Annotated in this window: 16 protein-coding genes and 3 pseudogenes; 5 read left to right on the top strand and 14 right to left on the bottom strand. The window is 38.2% G+C overall.

The window, feature by feature from the left end; all coding sequences use genetic code 11:
• Positions 1 to 488: 488 nt before the first annotated feature.
• From HR060_RS16815 to HR060_RS16805, 4 genes and pseudogenes are all read right to left on the bottom strand, one after another.
• Complete coding sequence (locus tag HR060_RS16815; protein ID WP_174201446.1) at positions 489 to 884, bottom strand: VOC family protein; 396 nt, start codon at positions 882 to 884, stop codon at positions 489 to 491.
• A gap of 133 nt (positions 885 to 1017) precedes the next feature.
• Positions 1018 to 2102: pseudogene (locus tag HR060_RS16810) on the bottom strand (IS3 family transposase).
• A gap of 217 nt (positions 2103 to 2319) precedes the next feature.
• The gene (gene tnpA / locus HR060_RS19900) at positions 2320 to 2499 is read right to left on the bottom strand and encodes an IS66 family insertion sequence element accessory protein TnpA (protein ID WP_425487466.1); all 180 of its coding nucleotides are present in this window, start codon (positions 2497 to 2499) and stop codon (positions 2320 to 2322) included.
• Between the two features lie 201 nt (positions 2500 to 2700).
• Positions 2701 to 3192, bottom strand: a complete 492-nt coding sequence (locus tag HR060_RS16805) for a hypothetical protein (RefSeq protein ID WP_246283202.1) — start codon at positions 3190 to 3192, stop codon at positions 2701 to 2703.
• A gap of 141 nt (positions 3193 to 3333) precedes the next feature.
• Here HR060_RS16805 and HR060_RS16800 point away from each other — a divergent pair, with 141 nt between their 5' ends.
• Entirely contained in the window at positions 3334 to 3780 is a 447-nt protein-coding gene (locus HR060_RS16800; RefSeq protein ID WP_174201445.1) for a hypothetical protein, read from the top strand.
• Between the two features lie 309 nt (positions 3781 to 4089).
• Here the strand turns inward: HR060_RS16800 and HR060_RS19525 are convergent.
• The 3 genes and pseudogenes from HR060_RS19525 to HR060_RS16785 form a co-directional block, all read right to left on the bottom strand.
• Positions 4090 to 4344, bottom strand: a pseudogene (locus HR060_RS19525) (transposase); the annotation flags it as partial.
• A gap of 256 nt (positions 4345 to 4600) precedes the next feature.
• Positions 4601 to 5062, bottom strand: a complete 462-nt coding sequence (locus HR060_RS16790) for a hypothetical protein (RefSeq protein WP_174201444.1) — start codon at positions 5060 to 5062, stop codon at positions 4601 to 4603.
• Between the two features lie 449 nt (positions 5063 to 5511).
• A pseudogene (locus HR060_RS16785) lies at positions 5512 to 6590 on the bottom strand (IS3 family transposase).
• A gap of 181 nt (positions 6591 to 6771) precedes the next feature.
• Between HR060_RS16785 and HR060_RS16780 the strand changes: the two are divergent.
• Positions 6772 to 7014 (top strand): TIGR03643 family protein, encoded by a 243-nt coding sequence (locus tag HR060_RS16780; RefSeq protein ID WP_174201443.1) that lies wholly within the window; start codon positions 6772 to 6774, stop codon positions 7012 to 7014.
• Between the two features lie 2 nt (positions 7015 to 7016).
• Here HR060_RS16780 and HR060_RS16775 read toward each other — a convergent pair whose 3' ends face one another.
• The 4 genes from HR060_RS16775 to HR060_RS16760 all read right to left on the bottom strand — a co-directional run bounded on the left by HR060_RS16775 (position 7017) and on the right by HR060_RS16760 (position 11314).
• Positions 7017 to 7463 (bottom strand): hypothetical protein, encoded by a 447-nt coding sequence (locus HR060_RS16775; RefSeq protein WP_174201442.1) that lies wholly within the window; start codon positions 7461 to 7463, stop codon positions 7017 to 7019.
• A gap of 91 nt (positions 7464 to 7554) precedes the next feature.
• Positions 7555 to 9369 (bottom strand): hypothetical protein, encoded by a 1815-nt coding sequence (locus HR060_RS16770; protein WP_174201441.1) that lies wholly within the window; start codon positions 9367 to 9369, stop codon positions 7555 to 7557.
• Between the two features lie 212 nt (positions 9370 to 9581).
• Positions 9582 to 11033, bottom strand: coding sequence for a methyl-accepting chemotaxis protein (locus HR060_RS16765; protein ID WP_174201440.1), 1452 nt, complete (start codon positions 11031 to 11033; stop codon positions 9582 to 9584).
• A gap of 11 nt (positions 11034 to 11044) precedes the next feature.
• On the bottom strand, positions 11045 to 11314 hold the full coding sequence (locus tag HR060_RS16760; RefSeq protein ID WP_174201439.1) for a hypothetical protein: 270 nt from the start codon (positions 11312 to 11314) through the stop codon (positions 11045 to 11047).
• A gap of 363 nt (positions 11315 to 11677) precedes the next feature.
• Between HR060_RS16760 and HR060_RS19805 the strand changes: the two genes are divergently transcribed.
• From HR060_RS19805 to HR060_RS16745, 3 genes are all read left to right on the top strand, one after another.
• Positions 11678 to 15376, top strand: coding sequence for a methyl-accepting chemotaxis protein (locus HR060_RS19805; RefSeq protein ID WP_174201438.1), 3699 nt, complete (start codon positions 11678 to 11680; stop codon positions 15374 to 15376).
• Between the two features lie 183 nt (positions 15377 to 15559).
• Positions 15560 to 15706, top strand: coding sequence for a hypothetical protein (locus HR060_RS16750; RefSeq protein WP_174201437.1), 147 nt, complete (start codon positions 15560 to 15562; stop codon positions 15704 to 15706).
• Positions 15706 to 15981, top strand: coding sequence for a hypothetical protein (locus HR060_RS16745; RefSeq protein ID WP_174201436.1), 276 nt, complete (start codon positions 15706 to 15708; stop codon positions 15979 to 15981). The genes HR060_RS16750 and HR060_RS16745 overlap by 1 nt, the downstream gene beginning before the upstream one ends.
• 76 nt (positions 15982 to 16057) lie before the next feature.
• On the opposite strand, the gene HR060_RS16740 is transcribed toward HR060_RS16745, so the two are convergent.
• From HR060_RS16740 to HR060_RS16730, 3 genes are all read right to left on the bottom strand, one after another.
• Positions 16058 to 16441 (bottom strand): nuclear transport factor 2 family protein, encoded by a 384-nt coding sequence (locus HR060_RS16740; RefSeq protein ID WP_174201435.1) that lies wholly within the window; start codon positions 16439 to 16441, stop codon positions 16058 to 16060.
• Positions 16442 to 16501: 60 nt separating this feature from the next.
• Positions 16502 to 16687: a hypothetical protein gene (locus tag HR060_RS16735; protein ID WP_174201434.1), complete on the bottom strand. Its 186-nt coding sequence runs from the start codon at positions 16685 to 16687 to the stop codon at positions 16502 to 16504.
• Positions 16688 to 16844: 157 nt separating this feature from the next.
• Positions 16845 to 18446, bottom strand: a complete 1602-nt coding sequence (locus tag HR060_RS16730; protein WP_174201433.1) for a sensor histidine kinase — start codon at positions 18444 to 18446, stop codon at positions 16845 to 16847.
• Positions 18447 to 18448: the final 2 nt, after the last annotated feature.

Below are 18448 nucleotides of genomic sequence, written 5' to 3'. Positions count from 1 at the left end.
TCAAATTATGCTGTTAATATTTTCTTTGGCATTTTTAACCTCATTCGTTAGTTGAATTTTACCTCTAACAAAGTCTCCAAATAATCATGCCGTTACAGTAGTGGCAGAACGCCCTTTGAAACATTACTTGATGGAAATCGATTTGGGCTGAGAAGAATTTAGCTCAAATCTAAACTGACAGTCACCGATTGAAAAACGGGTAACTGTAAGATCAAGTCTGAGCTAGTACACTTTAATGTAAGACAGATAAATCTATTCTGCCATTACCCCTTATTTTAAATGATACAGAGTCTATGTAAGTAACCTCAAGTTTCTCTGTTTGAATGAAATTTATAACAGATTGAGCCTCATCATATTAAACAGAAGATCAATGCATAAAATCAGCCTCAATCTTTTTATATTTCCATAAATCTCGATTTTTTCTGTATGCTAGCTGCGCTTATCACGCGGCATGCAGCGGTTTATCTACTGCAATGCCTTGTTTTAGCTTAATCTTTAACCGGAGTACATAATTCAATTAAGATTCCAGAGGGGCAACGAATATAAGAGACGATTTGCCCCCAAGGTTTTGTTTCAGGCGATTTTAGCTCTGTCGCACCGTGCTGTATTGCCCGCTGATGAATCGCACTAACATCATCTGTTACAAGTGCTATTTCAATGCCAAATGGCTTATCCGATTCAGTAGCGCTTATGTACCCACCAGAGAAATTTGATAGCCCTAACTTATGAGATGCAAAGGCCAGAACTGTTTCACCAGTACCCAATTCTCCATAGTCGTTTTCTTCAGTGATAAAGCGTCGTTTCATTTCAAATGCTTTCTCAAAGAATGACAAAGCCATATCTACATCAGAAACATAATTTATTGTGTATCCAAATTTTACCACTCAATAACTTCCTTAAGATGCTGGCTGTTTGATTTACAAAGTACTCTATATTTTGATAATGGTACCAGTAACTGTATATGTCTTTAGATGTCGCCTTTTTTACCTCCACGCTCAAGTATTCTGCACAACTAAATCAGGACACTTTTCTTAAGGAACTTTGCTCATATTCTACTGGCGATAGATCACCGTTAGCAATATGAAGCCGTTATAAGTTGTAGTAACACATACACGCTGTCACATCATTTCCCATGTGCGCACGAGTCGACTGTGGTACTTTCAACAACCAATAATGTTTTAAGCTGCCGAAGAATCTTTCTACAACAGCATTATCCCAACATGCACCGACATCACCCATACTCTCTCTTAAGCCATAGTTTGCTAACAGCTTACGATATGTTTGCTGGTATACTGTGACCCTCTATCAAAGTGAAACACTAAGCCTTTAGGCGGTTGACGTAAGTTATAAGCTTCTATCATTGCCTTGCTCACTAAATCAGTCGTCATTCGTTTATCAATTTACCAGCCAACAATACGACGAGAATATAAGTCCATTACAATAGCTAAGTACATCCAGCCCTCGCCAGTTCTCAAGTACGACACATCACCAGCCCATACCTGATTGGTCGTAATTGGGTTGAAGTTCTGATTCAGCAGATTGTCAGCAACAACATCACTGTGTTTACGTTTGGTTGTTACCTTGCATGCCACTCGTTGTGTTACTACTAGACCATGTGTTGTCGTTAATTTCTGAACGCCATAATAACTGACGTTGAAGCCCTCGCTACGTAACTTTTTTTCTAATCTCTCGATAGCCCAAGCTATTTCGGCTTTTCTCGAAGGAAGTGCTTTGCATTTCGAAACAAGCTCAGTTGATCTACAGTAATGACCTTTGCTGGCTGTTTAAGCCATGCGTAATAAGCACTACGGCTTACTTTCATCGCTTTGCACAGCTTACTACTGGGAACACTAAAGATAACTGCTTAATCGTTTCAAACGTTACTTGGTGACCTTTAGCAGGAGCGCTGGCCTTTTTAAGATTTCTTTCTCCATCCTTAGCGCTTTATTTTCCTTGCGTAGTCTTAAGAGCTCTGTTCTTTCATCTGCATTTAAACTGGCACCAGATCGCTCAGCTTGCCAGTTATAAAGTAATTTATCGGTAATACCTAATGACGATGCTGCCTTGGGCACGCTGTAATCTTGCTCTATTACTAGTGCCACAGCTTTCTTGTTTAAATTCTGCTGTGTAAATTCAGTTTGTTCGTTTTGTCATTTAACTGCTCAATAATTGGATTATATTGCATTATTAAAGTGTCCTGTTTGATTAAAGCAAATCAGTTACTATTAGCAGAGTTAACCAGACACCTGAGAGATCGAATACAATCTTTTGCTCAACGTCCCAATGCACTTTTGTCTAGTCTTTTTGTCACCGTTGTATCTACAAATGCTTAATTAGAGGCAGTGATGACGCTTTGTTTTTTCGCAGAGCGTAAAAACTACAGGTTGAAATATTATGCTGCAGACAAAGTGCTGAAATAGTTAAACCGCTTTTCTGTTGCTCTACCAATATCTCCTGCCATTGGTCTTGGCTTCGAAATGTTTTAATTGCTCTCTCCAATTTGAGAGTTGGAGTTAGCTTCCTGAGATTTTACAACCTATTGAACGTGGTGTTTACTGAACACTTACGGAAAATGGCACATATTATATACTTTTGGAAAATGATTGTGACCTCAAGTTCTATGCGTAGGCTGGTCTAATGTGGGTAGAGCCAAAAGTTTAAAATTAGCTATTTACGCCATAGTCCGTTGTCTTATACGGCTTACACAAAAAGATCTATCTTTTTATTTAAATCAACACCATCTAAGTTTTTAAACTTGTTTAGGACGTTTTCTAGAAACTCAGTATTTTCACCAATGCTTTTCTTAAACTCTATTGATGTTTCAACTTGCCCAATTAAATCCACCCTAATTTTACCTATTTTTTCTGTATCATAGTCATATTGCTTAAGCATGTTGGGTGATATAAAAGGAACTACATCAAGAAGCGCGGTTTCGCCTGATTTGATCAAAGTATTAACTTCATCAATAGATATATTTCTCATGTCGATTTTTTTAGCTTTAGAGTCATTCTGACTAGTATTATTTTCTATTTTTGATTGAAGCGGAACTTTATGATCACTAGATAAATTAATCGCAGAAAAGTTTTGCCCTAAAGATGAGATATTCATAAACTTACCCATGGAGTAAAATATATAACGTACTACAGTAACAAGTACATAATGCAAGAAGTACACCAAGGTTAACTCAGACATATAACACCCCAATCACAGAGACAAAAATTTGTTGGTTAAAATTGGCGATGTAAGAGCAAAACCAACTTTTTTTGATCTTCACCCGATAAAGCTGGCACAGATTTCGCCTCATAAATAGTTTTAATTCAACAAGGATTTGATATGAAAGTGAGTAATGTAAACTCAATTGAAACTAAATATGACAATCAGCAAGTTGCTAAATTTCAGAACACATCAGATATAATCTCAACACTACCAACCCGAAAAGATCAAATTAGTATAAGTTTGGCCGGCAAAAGTGCGGAAGGAAAGTGGCAAGTTATTGCCGGAGAATATAATGTAAAGAATATATCTACCAATGAACGTGCTTCTATGACTCAAAAGCTAAGGCAAAGTAACTTAATATCAGCAGAGCAACACCTTAGACTAATGGCTCCACTAAATATCAAAGATAATTTATCTACCAGAGTAGATTATTTGACAATGATAAGAGAAAGTCGTGAAGTTGCGGAAGGTGTTCCAGCTGCAATAAAATCATTAAAAATACTGGAGCATTTGAATGACCTGTCAGAAAATAAGGCAACAAAAGGAAGAAATAATCAACGCTAATCTATGTTTTCGGTTAATTTTAGTATTTGAGCATCAGCTCGTGTCTGATCGTACATTTTCAATGAATAGGTTTAGACTTCATCTGACAGCTATGAGCGATTACCTGACATTGGTTTAGTTATTTGCAGCGGTTTGCTTCGGACATATTTTCGCTGTTCAGTTTTTTGGCTTACCACTTCAGGTGTCTGCCAACAGAGGCAATAGACTAATTAGTTGTAAAATAATCGTCCTAGAAAGGTACTAGAATTTAAAACACCAAGACAAGTAATTGAAAGTAGTGTTGCGTTGACAAGTTGAATCTACAGCCGCCTTTTTTAGTATTTCTAGCTCCTCGGCTTGTTCGGCTAATTGGCGTTTTAACTTCGCATTTTCTGTGGCTAAAGAGCTTTCTCGTTCAGATGTGGGTGTTTTCTTTTGTGCCTAACTTTTCCATGCGTAAAGTTGAGATTCATAAATGCCAAGTTCACGTCCAGCCTGTGCTACTCCAACTGTGATTGCTAGCTTTAAGGCTTCTTCTTTGAATTCTGCTGAATAGGTTTTTCTGGTTTTCTTTGGGGATGTAATTATTCACCTCTGTGAATTAGTTTACTCACTTAATCAGGTGTCCAAAACTATTGGATCAGAGCAAATTGATTCACAGTATTTTTAGACAAAATCCTCGCCGAATTGGGTATTGTCTAAATAGTGTTATTTTTCTGTCTCTAATTGTGTTAATCACTCAAGAAGCCTATGCCCAAATCATACCATTAAACATAGTGAAACTTCACCGTCCTGATAATCAATTTTGCAAATTTATAACCATCAGTTAAATTAATGATTCTCAGCTTGACGACAACGAATCTAAAAAACGGAGAAGACTAAGGCGGTTTTCCCCTATAGTTAGTAATTTTCTATCTTGTCCAAGTCGCTTTTTAGCGTCCAATTCAGATTCAAAAGTTGATATAATATCAACAGGTTTATTCATATCTGTCGTAAACATGCCTTGTATACTTGGGTTATGGTCCCTTGGAGTATTCATCATGAGCCATTCTTGATCTGTCATCAGGTCAGCCTCCCTCAACTCACTACTCATTTCTCCAAGACCATTAAAAGACATATGTTTAATATCATATCTACTCATTATCTGCCTGGCATCCTCCATTTTATTCTTTGCCATCGGGCTAAGAGTAAATAAGTCTTCTGATGCCTGAGATTTATTGACAGTTAATGGTTCAGCATGAACGGGCTTATTCTGCTGTAATATACTGATTTTTTCATAATAATTTACTGATGAGATTTGCATTTTGAACTCCTAATATTTTATAAAATCATCAAGTGACATAATGTATAGTCGGATCAGAGTTTTCAACAGTGCCCTTTAGAAGCTATTTAACAAGAGCAACAAAAAATAGCAGGTTTTTAATTTATATTTGCACAGACTCAGTCACCCGTGGCAGTTAATTTCTTGCAAGAAATGCACCAAGAACGACAATTAATAGCTTAAATTCTCAGTGTTCAGCATATTTGTTTTGGACAACTAAATACGACCACTTTTATTAATGAATTTCATTCATACTTTGCCAGTGATAAGTATCCACTCACTCTGTAGAACTTTTTGAGTTGTAATAGCGCATATGAACTACCAGGTCATTTGAAAGCGGTCATATGGCTCTTTTGCTTGTAAGTTCCAAAATTGATTAGTGCTGACCTCTCACCTGAATTAGTATCACTGTTTCAATGAGATAGTTCATATTAAGCAGCCCGTGTAGCAAACTCAACAGGCAACAAATAATTTAAAGAGCTATGTGGTCGAATATGATTGTAATGTACAGGCCATTTATCGATTTCATGCCTCGCTTCTTTCATAGTTCGGTACCAGTGTTGGTTTAAATATTCGTTTCTGAATTTCCCGTTTAAGCTTTCCAAAAAGGCATTCTGAGTGGGCTTTCCGGGCTGAATGAAACTTAGCTTCACAGCACTTTCCTTCGACCAGAAGAACATGGCTTTATTAGTAAACTCTATACCATTATCACAGACAATTGAGTGAGGCTGTTTTCGTGTTTCAATTAGTTGAGACAGAAAGCGAGGGACTTGCCTACCGCTAATTGATAACGATACGAGCTGACCAAGCATTTCTCGTGAATAGTCATCGACCACATTAAGTGTTCTAACACGCCTACCATTGGATAGTTGGTCTGATACAAAGTTCATAGACCAACGTTGATTTGGCTTTGATTGTACTTCTATTGGTAACCTAGGTCGCTGCATCTTTTTACGCTTATTTTTGCGAACCTGAAGCCCTTCTTCAGTGTAAATCCGATAGGTTTGCTTATTGTTTTTCACTAAGCCTTCCGATTTAAGAAGCCCATTTGGAATTAAATAACCGTATCGTGGATATTCGATTGCTAATGCTTTTAATCGCTTTCTCAGGACTTTATCAGCCTTCTTTATAGGTAAATAGCGAAACGCTGTTCGACTGATATCAGACAGCTTACAAGCTTCACGTTCACTGATATTGAATAGTTCAATCAAGTGATTCGCTACTCGCTTTGTATCAGAAGGCTTTACCTCTTTTTTGATAGCACATCCATCATCCCTTCAACTTCCAGCATCTTTTCAGCCAACAATCGTTTGAGCTTAACATTTTATGATTCCAGCTCTTTAAGTCGCTTGGCTTCGTTGACTTCCAAACCTGCGTATTTGCTTCGCCAGTTGTAAAATGTGCCTGAAGATATTCCCATATCTTGGCAAATATCATTGACCTTATTACCCGGTTCATGCTGCTTGATAGCAGTAGGAATGATTTTTTCTTCTGTGTAACGTTTTTTCATTTTGAGATCTCCAGTGAATCAACCTTATTGGAAATCTCATCAAAGTCATAGTGTTAAACTTGGGGGAAAGGTCAATTTGTAAAGCAATTGTTAGCGTTTATGAATGAGGTGGATTATTGACTAATCCATTCTATAAATAGCACCGTAAAGCATTAAGGATTCCAATTAACAGTAAAACAAGATGACATCAGACGAATCAAGAATCATTGAAATGGCATGGGAAGATAGAACACCATTTGAAGCAATAGCTCTTGAATATGGTTTATCAGAAAGTGACGTTATTAAATTGATGCGTAACTCGCTCAAAGCCAGTAGTTTTAAATTGTGGCGAAAACGCGTATCGGGCAGGCAAAGTAAACATTTAAAACTACGTAACCCTGCAATCAGTCGTGGCTACTGCCCAACGCAATACAAACAAAGGTAATGCTATCTGGTTTGACTCAGGTGTTTTTTGCTAGGCTGAACGTTTAGTGCCTTAATCGATAAGAATATTAAATACATGCCTAAAATAATATCGACCATGGCGCAAAAGTCAGGCCACCAGTTTGGCGTGCCATAATTGATAAAAAACTTATTATGGAACAAGTCATATAGCCCATGTAAAAAATACCCAAAAGCAAGCCATGCAAACTTTGCATTATCAGGTAATTTAATACTGCACAGGGCAATAATAAAAAAGCCAACTGCAAATAAGCTCTCGTAAGCTAACGCTTCAAAGTCGACGGCAACAATAGCAAATGCAAAATAGTAAAATGGAAAAGTCAGCAACAATAGCGAGTATGTATAACGATGGCTTTCAGCTTTACTCACCTTGAGGTAAATGATAATAGCAAAGGCAACGATAATGCCGATGGCAGAGGCGTGAATATTCATATGACTGAATCACTTCCTTGAGTTTGTTAATGCTTCCGTGGCAAAAATTAGCACAAGCGGCTCAAGGCCGCTTGTATCCTAAAGAAACAGGTTAACTCGCTTGATAGCTCACATACAAGCTATTTCCAGACAATGAGAAAACCGGTTTATTTGAGTTTATATCATTAGCAGAGAATCTGCTTACATTAAACGATGATAAATTAGGGGCGCTTAACACTTTGTATTGCGTTCCCGTTTCAAACGTACCATCTTTGGCTTCTATAAAGTAAAAGTGTAACTGGCTGCCATTTGCTAACTCAAAGCTATCGGCTATAGCTAGGTCGGTAACCTTTTGCCCCAAAGCTATATCAAGACAACAATTATTCGCCTGTAATGTGCCTAACTGTGTGGTGCCATTATGGTAACTCAAACTTAACTGAGTATAGTTTCCAAGCGATAATGTGGCATTTTGAGCGTCGCTGCTATCGTAAAAAGCCACTTCTCCCCCTCCGGTCTCATCACTGGCAGCATAGGCCGTGATCATTGCAGAGCCTGCAGTTGAATCATCAGCAAAAATGACCTTACCACCATAGCCACCACTGACCCCAGCTAAAAGCTGAATATTACTCTGGCCAGCCGATGCCCCCATTTTAAACGCGGTATAACCTCCATAGGCACCTTGTTGGTTACTGCCGTGATTATAAATATGCGCGTTGCCTGCTGTTGGAGGCGTTTCTGAGCCTGTAGGCTGACCATAAATTGTAAACTCAGTGTAGCCAGCTGTGCCACCTGCTACCTCAGCAGAAAAGTTATAAAAAGTTGCAGAGCCAGCTGTTGGTGTGTAACTACTGCCCGCATTTAAAGAAAAGATAGTATGTCCCGCGGTAGATGGACTTTGCGCAATAACTTTGGAACCATAATTATAAAAAGTGCCATGTTCTGCTGTGGGGCTGCCATTTTTTGAGCTAAATTCACAGTGGCCGCCACCGCATTTATCTCCACTCACTGCGCCATAATTATAAAATTTACCATGCCCTGCTGAAGCACCAACACCAGAAACTTGTGGCGGATTGTTATTAAAGCTGGTTACACCACCATAACCGGTATTCACACTTGATGCATAATTGTGAAAAGTACCAAAACCACCTGATGCTTGGCTATCAAAAGCGACATCGCCGCCAAATGCAGTTGGATGTGTTGCTCCCTTATTGTAAAAGCAAGCATTGGCTGCAGTGGCGGTTTGATAGAACTGTGTATTGCCACCATCACCGCTGTCTACCGTTCCACCCTGATTAGTGAAAGTTGCATTTTCAGCACTCGACTCATCATGAAAGACAGCATTGCCAAAGGTATCGCCATCTGTACCTAATGTACCGTAAACAGTAAAAGAAGCCGTGCCCGCTTTAGCATTATCACCAAAGCTAACTTCCGCGCCTACGGTATAACCTGATTGTGGTTTTTTAGCACCCGTATAAATATAAAATTGTGCTGCACCTGCATTAGATTCATCAATGAATCGAATTACCCCACCACCTGCGTCTTCGAAGTTAACGGGGCCTGCGTGATAACGAATATTCTGACCACCCGCAACGGCTTTATTCTTAAAAAGTAGTTGCGGGTTATTCATGCCATGACTCAAAGCCATGACACAGAAATTTTGAGTGTACTGAGAGTGATTAAAAACCCCCTCTCCTTTAACCGTTAATGAAGGGTTATCTGAGGTAGTAAAATAAAAATTATATGCACAAGCATCTTCATCAAAGTTAATACTATCTATGATCGCGGCCTTATTTGGATCAAAACTGACCGTATTGATGTTTGTCTCAGAAAACCTAGCTATATCCCATGGAACCTCATTGGTACTCCAATTTTCATCATTGTTCCACCAAGTATCTACAGCTGTTTCACGCCATGTTGCATTACTCATTCCATATCACCTTATTGATTATTAAAGGGCCCTATCGCTGGGCAAGCCTTTCTCAGTATAGACAAGGTTCAGGTAATGCAAATAGAAAACAATGCAAAAATAAAAAATAGAAAAACAAATAAAATCAATGATTTAGAATAACACCTAAAAATAGGGGTACGTCATTACACATCCCCTATTTCAATATTGAAAATTAATTTAAGCGAGTAAAGTTAAACCGTTTTAAAAAATGATACGGCAGCTTGTAACCTCTCAGCTTGAGACTTTAACCCTTGTGATGTCACCAATAACGACTGGCTCGAACTATTGTTGTCTTTGGTAAATGCATTGAGCCTATCCATGGATAAGTTAATTTGATTTACATCGCGAGATTGCGACTGTGAAGCAATGGATATTGATTGCACCAGCTGTGCAGTTTCGTTAATTGAAGGGACGATACGCTCTAGCAACTCACCTGCTCTTTGCGCCAACTTCAGACTAGTACTGGCAGTCGAGCCTATCTCTTGAGCGGCAAGTTGGCTGCGCTCTGCGAGTTTTCTAACTTCTGCAGCAACCACGGTAAAACCTTTACCGTACTCACCTGCGCGAGAAGCTTCTATTGTTGCATTCAAAGCTAATAAATTGGTTTGATAAGCAATATCATCAATCACCTTAATTTTATCAGCGATCACATTCATCGCTTGCAGTGTTTGTTTTACTGCTTTGCCACCTTCAAGCGCTTCAACTGCTGCATCATTGGCAATTTCGCCAGTTTTAATGGAATTATTGGTCGTATCGTTAAGTGAATTCGTCATCGATGTGACCGATTGTGTATTGGTCGATACATTGGTCGCTTGCTCATTAGCTGAGCGGCTAATCGACTGTGAAGTTTGATTTAATGAATGGGCTGCATGTGTCAGATCATCAGAGTTTTCCCTCACTTCCTGAATGATATTCGATAGGTTATCAACTAAATTGTTTATCGCATCTAATAACTGGCCAGTTTCATCTTTAGATGTGCGTTCGATTTTGGTGGTTAAATCGCCCTCAGCCAACTTGTTAGCAACAATGACAGCCTTGTGAATAGGAATGGTGATTGAACGAGAAAGTAAATAAGCCAAAAAGCCAGCCAAAATAAAAGCAGACAAGCTGACGAGTGTCACCATCCATCTCGAGTATCTTTTTTCTTCCAGTAAAGCTGGCCCAAATTTATCTTCCATCGCTTTGATGGATAACTTAAGATCCTCGGCAACCATTGCAACTTGCCGACCTGTTTTATCGAGATGTTCAGTTTTAAGCGTGTTACGGGTATTAATAGCATCGACCACTTTATAAAAACTATTAATGTAATCACTTTTATATTGCTTAATATCAATTAATAATCGTCTGCGAGTGGGGTTTTGTAGGTCTAGGTCGAGGTTATTCAGGTTGCGCTCAAATTCTGCGTACTCTTTTTTTACCCTTTGCTCATCTGCCACAGCATTTGTATCGAGAAACTTAATCACATAAAGCCTAGCTAACAATAAATTTCGCATCGCTAATGACGCGTTATAAGCCGCTTCCATATCGCCATCATTGCGCGCACTGACTAAAATATCAGATAGTTTTCGCTCCATTGTTGGACCAATTACATTGAGTGTGCCATTGACTAATTGATGACGTTGCGCAATTTTACCCTCAATCATCTCAAACGTTTCTAAGTAGTATATAGTAGTCTTTCTATCTCATTGAAGGTTTTGATTTCTTCTTGGCTAATGGCTTCTTTTTTAGCACTTTCTAATAAATCTAATAACGCGTTGAAACGCTGTTTTTGAATATTTAATGCTTCATTGATGTAATCAAGTGCTGCAATTCTGACACTGAGTAAATTGGCTTGGATAAGTCCTGCATAGTTGGTGTTGCGAGCGAGAGACCGATAATCAGAAAAGTTATGCGTGGCTTTGTTCAGTGCAATAATGCTGAACATAGCAATTAATGCCAAAAGAACGAGTATCGTACCAAAACCCAACTACAAGCGAGTCGATATTTTTATGTTGCTTAACATGTTCTGCCCCAAGCATGTTAAGTGATACTACATTTAATTCTTAGACCGACTTTATTAACGAAGCAGTCACTTAACTTAATTCACACATCTGTAATCACTTAAATATAGTCGAGCTCAATCAGCCTGCTTATTCTTTAACTGATAACTGCTTAAAAATAACAACAAATTTGTTCTACTAACAAACCACTCAATTATTTTTGTCATATTTCTGCAATATAGTAGAGATTGCCAATTCTCTGCCTATAATAAAATTGATTATCAATATCAATAATATAGGTCTCATTTGTGAATAGCTTAACTTTTCGCCAACTACTTATTATGGTTGGTTTTTTAGTTTCTCTAGCCATGGTTGGCATTTTCTTCCTAACCGAATTCAATCAAGCTAAACAGCAAAAATATCAAACATTAGTACAAGAACTTCAGATCTTAAAAGCCGATATGCTAATGCTAAGGCGGCATGAAAAAGATTTTTTAGCGCGTTTAACAATGAAATACAAAAAACGCCATGAAGATTTGCGACCTCAAATAAATAAAGACGTCTCAAAGATCACAGCGCTATCAGATGAATTGGCCGAAGATTGGTCTGCAAAAACGGTTAACGAAAAACTTGCTCAATATTTTGGTTACTTTGACCAAATGGTTCAAAGCTATGTCGTAATGGGTTTAAACAAAGACTTAGGACTTCGCGCAGAGCTTAGACTAGCAATAAAAGAAGTCGAAGCACTGATTAAGACCGAGAACAACCCTAAATTATTGATAGATGTTTTAACCTTGCGCCGTTTAGAAAAAGATTTCTTGATTCGTCATGAGATGAAGTACATAGAAGATCATCAACTGCAGCTTGAGCGCACATTAGATGACTTAGCATCTGCTAATTTAAAAGCCACCGACGCGATTAAAAATGGCTTAATCAATTATCAAATCAAATTGCAAGCCTTAGTCAGTGCTAAACAAGCTATAGGCTTGAATAGTGATAAGGGTTTTCGCGGTTCGATGCGCGCATCTGTTCATGAGCTTGAAATCATATTAAGAGACGAAATCGCACACTTAATTGTATCAAGTCAAAAAAGTGCTGATGAACAAAACAAAACCACTAAGATCATTTTCATTGGCTTAGTTTCGCTGATTTTGGCCTTGCTTATTTTAGTGATACGTCAAACCTATTCACGCTCTAAAAAAGCAGTTAATTTCGTAGAAATGCTGCAAAAAAGAGTACAAAACAATCAAATTAAAGGTATTCAAGATTTATCATTTACAGGTAAAGATGAATTTGCACAAATTAGTCAAAGTACCTTACAACTAGGCTGTGAAATCGAAACCCTCTATACCAAGATTGCCGATGAGCACGCAAAATCTGAGCGTATCAAACAAGCACTCGATGCGGCCAATACCCCCGTCATGGTGGCCGATGCCGATTTAAATATCATTTATGCTAATCATTCAATCAGCCAATTAATGGCTGAATTAACCCCAGCCATTAAACAAACATTAAGTCATTTTGATTCAAGCCAATTAATTGGTATGCCTGTTGTTGAATTTGCTGCAGATAAAAATAATGAGACTCAAGCGTTAATAGCACTTAAAACAAACCGCTCGACTGAAGTGATGTTTGCAGAGCACACCATTGCCATTAACACGACCCCTATTTTTGATGAACAAAATGAGCGTTTAGGCTTGGTATTTGAATGGCTAGATAGAACAGAGGCGCTAGCCCAACTTGCTAGAGAAAAACAAAAGCAGCAACAAGAGCGCATTATTGCCAATGAAAACGCACGTATCAGACAATCGCTTGATGTGGCTAATACGTCGGTCATGGTTGCAGATGATCGTAATAATATAATTTATTTCAACGATTCGATGAATGCATTAGTGCAACGATTATCATCATCTATTAATCAATTAATCCCCAATTTTAATGCTGCAGAACTCAATCAATATCAACTTGAACAATTTAGCCAAGATGCGAACCTACAACGCCAGTTGCTCAATAGCCTCACCTCTATTCATAACGAACAGCTGTTAATTAATGGCAATACTATTGAAGTAACCATTGCGCCAATATTCAATGATCAACAAGAAAAAATTGGTTATGTCGTTGAATGGCAAGATTTAACTGAAACATTGGCGCAACAGGCAAAAGAGCGTGCCCTAGCCAACGAAAATGCGCGTATTCGTCAGTCGCTTGATGTGGCTAATACACCCGTTATGGTGGCCGATAATGAACAAAATATCATTTATCTCAATCACTCAATTCAAAACTTAATGAATGAGCTGTCCGACCAGTTAGCACAAGTGCTACCGCAATTTAATGCCGACCAATTACTGGGTTCACCGCTTCAGCATTTATATCAAACACCAGAGACTGAAATATCGCGTATTGAGCAGTTAAAGCAAGTTGAACAAAACCGTTACCGTATTAACGAACTGACCTTAGATATTACAGCAACACCTATATTTTCAGAGCAAACGGAGCGCTTAGGCACGGTTATCGAGTGGGATAACATTACAGAAGCCCTGGCAAAACAAATTGAAGAGCGCCGCGTTGCCGATGAAAATGCCCGCATCAAAGCCGCGCTCGATTATGTATCGACCAACGCGATGGTAGCCGATGCCAATCGTAAAATAGTGTATTGCAATCAGTCGATGCAAAACATGTTTATGCGCAATGAAGATAAGTTAAAAGCCGCTTTACCGGATTTTGATGCCAGTCATTTAGTAGGTAAAAACATGGATCAATTCCATCAAGACCCCGCTCACCAAGCCAAAATGCTTGCTGACTTAACAGCTACTTATCAAACTGAAATTGCCGTTAACGGTTTAACATTTGCGCTAACGGCCAACCCTGTCTTTGACAGCCAAGGACAGCGTTTAGGTTCGGTTGTTGAATGGCTCGACCGTACTGAAGAAGTAGCGATTGAAAAAGAAATTGATCATTTAGTTGATGCAGCATCAAATGGCGATTTAACGGAGCGCATCGACTTAACCAACAAGCGTGATTTCTTCTTAACTTTAGCAACGGGCCTTAATCATTTAGTTGAAAGTGCACAAGGTATCATCGAGGAAACAGGCAATGCCTTATCAAAAATGAGCCAAGGTGATTTAACCTATCGCATTAATCAAGATTTTTCCGGCGCATTCGAGCAATTGAAAAATGATGCCAATACGACCAGCACCAAACTGACTGAAATCATCAACGGTATTTTAACTTCATGTAGCACGGTCAGTACGGGCGCGAATGAAATCGCACAAGGCAATCTGAATTTAAGCCAGCGTACAGAAGAGCAAGCAGCCAGTTTAGAAGAAACCGCCGCGAGTATGGATGAAATGACATCAAGCGTTAAAACCAATGCTGACAATGCTGATAAGGCAAATCAGTTGGCAAAAGATGCATCGACCTTAGCCAGTGATGGCGGCCAAGTGGTAAAAAATGCCATCAACGCCATGAGTGAAATCAACCAAGCCAGTAATGAAATTGTCGATATCATCAGTACCATAGATGAAATCGCTTTTCAGACTAACCTACTCGCACTAAATGCAGCTGTAGAAGCGGCTCGTGCGGGTGAGCAAGGTAAAGGCTTTGCCGTTGTTGCAGGTGAAGTCAGAAACTTAGCCCAACGTTCGGCTGATTCAGCTAAACAAATCAAAACCCTGATCCAAAATAGTGTCGAAAAAGTGGATCTTGGCACTAAGATGGTTAATGAATCAGGTGATAGACTCAATCAAATTATCGACTCGGTGGCTAAAGTAAACAGTATTATCGAAGCCATTAGTTTGTCAGCTGATGAGCAAAGCAAAGGGATTAGTCAGGTTAACCAAGCGATTAATCAAATGGATCAAATGACGCAGCAAAATGCGGCATTAGTAGAAGAAGCAACGGCAGCGAGCTCTGCTATGGCTGAACAAGCACGGCAAATGCAAGTGATGATGGATTTTTTCACTACAGATCAATCTAATCGCCAGCACTTATTGCCATCCTCCTACTAACCTCAGTATTACCTTTCACTTAATGACAAGCGGCTGCTTATAGATTTAAAGCAGCCGCTTTTTTATCTCTACCCTGCACTGATAATCGTTCAATGACCCCTCACTTAAGATAAGCAGCCCGTTCAAAATCAAGCACAATTGATATGCTGTAATTGCAAAACAAGCAATAAAAAAGGGGAGGAAATGAAAAATATACTCATAGGTTTATGTGCATTAACGTTACTGAGTTTCAACTCATTAGCTCATACATTCAATGGCAACTGGTACTTTGTCAAAGGCGAGTACATAAAACCAGATGGAGAAAACTGTTTGCAAATAACCAGTCTTTAGTGGCTGTAAAATCAGTAAAAGATGATATTTTTTCACTGACCAATACTGAAAATGGCGTATTTCTTGGCTATTTAGCCGGTAACTTTGAAGTAGACGGTCAATACTACACAGAAGCCATCAAAGAAGGCACGCGCAGCGAGCATCACGGCAAACGTTATAAGTTTAAGGGCTGGATTGAGACTAAAAAAGAAAATGGAGTAAACGTTGAATACTGGTATCACGAAGGTGAAGTAAACGGCACAAAAGAGTTTGAAATTTGGCGCCGCATTCAGTAGGCAAAACTTTAATTCAAACTCACTGCGTTTAAGCTTTAACAAGGTTTAAACGCAATTTTTCAATTCAAAATGTGATTTAACTGATATCTCTAATTGATGAAATGAACCCGTTTTTGAATTTAAATTCTGACTGGCCGGTTAAAATTATGGTCTCACCTGCATTTAAACCATTGGAGAGGTCTATCGCTAATGTGCCTGAGTAATTTATAGCAATTATTGAAAGATTATCTAGGTGTTCGATAGCCATTATTTTTTGCTCTCGCTCTGCAAAAGCCACTTTAGCTTGCTGAGCCAGTTCAGCAAATTCTGCTTTGTTATCTGCTTTTGCAGTGACAGTGTCATTATCTAGGTTTTCAAAAGTGACATCGTCAGTTAATACAGTAAGCATCTTATCAATTTCAAAACGATTGTAGGCGTTAATGTAGGTTTCAATCAGCTGTTGTTTAATTGTGTTATCCAAAATAAGTCCTTTTTCAATCGGTTAAAAAATTAAAGTTCGATCGGCATTAATCGATTAGTATTAATTACTCGATTTATAAGTTAAACCCAGCACACTCAGGGCTAGGCCTGTAATAATAGAGCCAATGCCAACACCCGAAAACCCCATACTTTGCGTAGCAAGCGTAATAACCGAAACCGCGACACCGTTAAAAAAGATAATGCCGCCAGCAATTAATAATGGGTTGGCTAATGTCGATTTATTCATAATTTTTCCTTAACAATTGCTTTTAATAACAAGCTCATGACTTAGTTCTAACACAATGTTTTAATTTTGTGCTCATTCAACCCGCTGATTTGACATCATCTATAGATAAGTGGTTTTTCTCTGTCTTTTTCCAATAGTACAGTGACTTAAAAATAACTTAATGTCTAAAAGTAACCTTAAATGTTGTTCCTAAATTTAGAGTACTGCTCACTTCAATTTCACCATGATAGCTCTGTACGATAGAATGACAGATATGTAAGCCAAGTCCCGTGCCTTTTCCAACTTCTTTAGTGGTGTAAAAAGGGTCAAAAATTTGCTTAATGGTATCGCTGTCCATGCCACAACCATTATCTATAACATTTATTGAAGTATATTTATCATCACTTTCTGTAACGATGAAAACTTCACCAGGTGAATCACTATTAACCTCAATGGCATCAACCGCATTCATAATCAGATTTACAAATACTTGAATCAGTTTTGTTTCTGACCCTTTTATAACTGGGCAAGATGTAATCTCTTCTATAATTTTAATTTTCTGACTCAAACTGGGTTTAACCAAGTTAACGGCTTGTTCAATCACCTTTTCAATATGCACGTCATGTGTTTCTTCAGGCATATTATAACTGACCACTTTTAGATCATTCACAATCGCCTTTACACGTTCTAGTCCGGTCATTGAGTTACTGATAAGTGGTGCCAAATCATTGAGAATATACTCTACATCATTGGTTTTAAAACTCTCTTGCAGTTTAGGGTTAGCAGCGAGTAAGGGGATGGTGTTCCTTATATACAAAGCTATGTCTTGATGATAATCATTAAGACTACTTAAATTTGACAGTACAAAACCAACAGGGTTGTTTATCTCATGTGCAACACCCGCTGCCAATTGCCCAATAGAGGCAAGTTTTTCACTCGCAACTAATTGCTTTCGGGTTTCTTCCAGCCGATTGATGTTTTGTTGTAAGGCTAAATTTTGCTCTTTGATTTTAATACTATCTTTTTCAGCCTGCTTTTTACCTTCAGCCAAATGCATAAAAGAAGTTGTTAACCTTTTATAGATGAGCTTTATTTCATCCGGTGCATTTTTTAACTCTGTATTAACGGTACTACTTGAATTTTGTTGTGTTAAATCGCTTAATTTTTTCAGAGGCAAAATAATTTTTTTACTATTCCACACTCCTAATAAAGTAAGTAAACATATGGTTAAAAACATTGCTATGTAAAAAGAACTAACTAGATATCCTCTTTGCGTTAAATAATCTTCATGGCTCAATTTAGACAAAGCGTCTAGTTGTCTAGCTATCAACTCATAATTCGTAATTATCTTGCTGGTTTTAATGTCTATTTTATCTAATTTAATCAACCAGTTATTTTTATCTTCTGGTCCAATAATGGCTGCAGCATTAACTAATGCTAGGGTTTCAGTAAGTTCGACTTTTAGGGTATCAATAGCTCTAGGGATGTATTTTTGACTTTTAGGTAGACTGTTTAATTTACTTATGATCTGCGCTCCCTGTTGCTCAATGCCAATTAACAAGTAGCTTTGCCTGTTGTTAAAAAACAAATCAATCGTTGTAAACCATTGACCCAACATGCTCTCTAAATGATGTATCTCCGTATTTTCTAAATCAATGGATACAGAGCGAGTTTGCAAGGTAGAACTTTTATAAAATTGAACCCCCAGTAAACTGAACGAAATCAAGCTAACAACAAAACAACTCATCACTAACATTTGGCTCTGTACTGCAATTTTCATAA

The organism is Marinifaba aquimaris, from assembly GCF_013328345.1.
GTDB classification, from domain to species: domain Bacteria; phylum Pseudomonadota; class Gammaproteobacteria; order Enterobacterales; family Alteromonadaceae; genus Marinifaba; species Marinifaba aquimaris.
This window is presented reverse-complemented; position numbering and strand designations above follow the sequence as displayed.

What these genes read in the sequence shown, in the direction of transcription:
- HR060_RS16735 (WP_174201434.1), bottom strand. Translation starts at nt 16,687, where the DNA reads ATGAATAAATCGACATTAGCCAACCCATTATTAATTGCTGGCGGCATT.
- HR060_RS16775 (WP_174201442.1), bottom strand. Translation starts at nt 7,463, where the DNA reads ATGAATATTCACGCCTCTGCCATCGGCATTATCGTTGCCTTTGCTATT.
- HR060_RS16805 (WP_246283202.1), bottom strand. Translation starts at nt 3,192, where the DNA reads ATGTCTGAGTTAACCTTGGTGTACTTCTTGCATTATGTACTTGTTACT.
- HR060_RS16800 (WP_174201445.1), top strand. Translation starts at nt 3,334, where the DNA reads ATGAAAGTGAGTAATGTAAACTCAATTGAAACTAAATATGACAATCAG.
- HR060_RS16770 (WP_174201441.1), bottom strand. Translation starts at nt 9,369, where the DNA reads ATGAGTAATGCAACATGGCGTGAAACAGCTGTAGATACTTGGTGGAAC.
- HR060_RS16765 (WP_174201440.1), bottom strand. Translation starts at nt 11,033, where the DNA reads ATGATTGAGGGTAAAATTGCGCAACGTCATCAATTAGTCAATGGCACA.
- HR060_RS16750 (WP_174201437.1), top strand. Translation starts at nt 15,560, where the DNA reads ATGAAAAATATACTCATAGGTTTATGTGCATTAACGTTACTGAGTTTC.
- HR060_RS16760 (WP_174201439.1), bottom strand. Translation starts at nt 11,314, where the DNA reads ATGTTCAGCATTATTGCACTGAACAAAGCCACGCATAACTTTTCTGAT.
- HR060_RS16790 (WP_174201444.1), bottom strand. Translation starts at nt 5,062, where the DNA reads ATGCAAATCTCATCAGTAAATTATTATGAAAAAATCAGTATATTACAG.
- HR060_RS16780 (WP_174201443.1), top strand. Translation starts at nt 6,772, where the DNA reads ATGACATCAGACGAATCAAGAATCATTGAAATGGCATGGGAAGATAGA.
- HR060_RS16730 (WP_174201433.1), bottom strand. Translation starts at nt 18,446, where the DNA reads ATGAAAATTGCAGTACAGAGCCAAATGTTAGTGATGAGTTGTTTTGTT.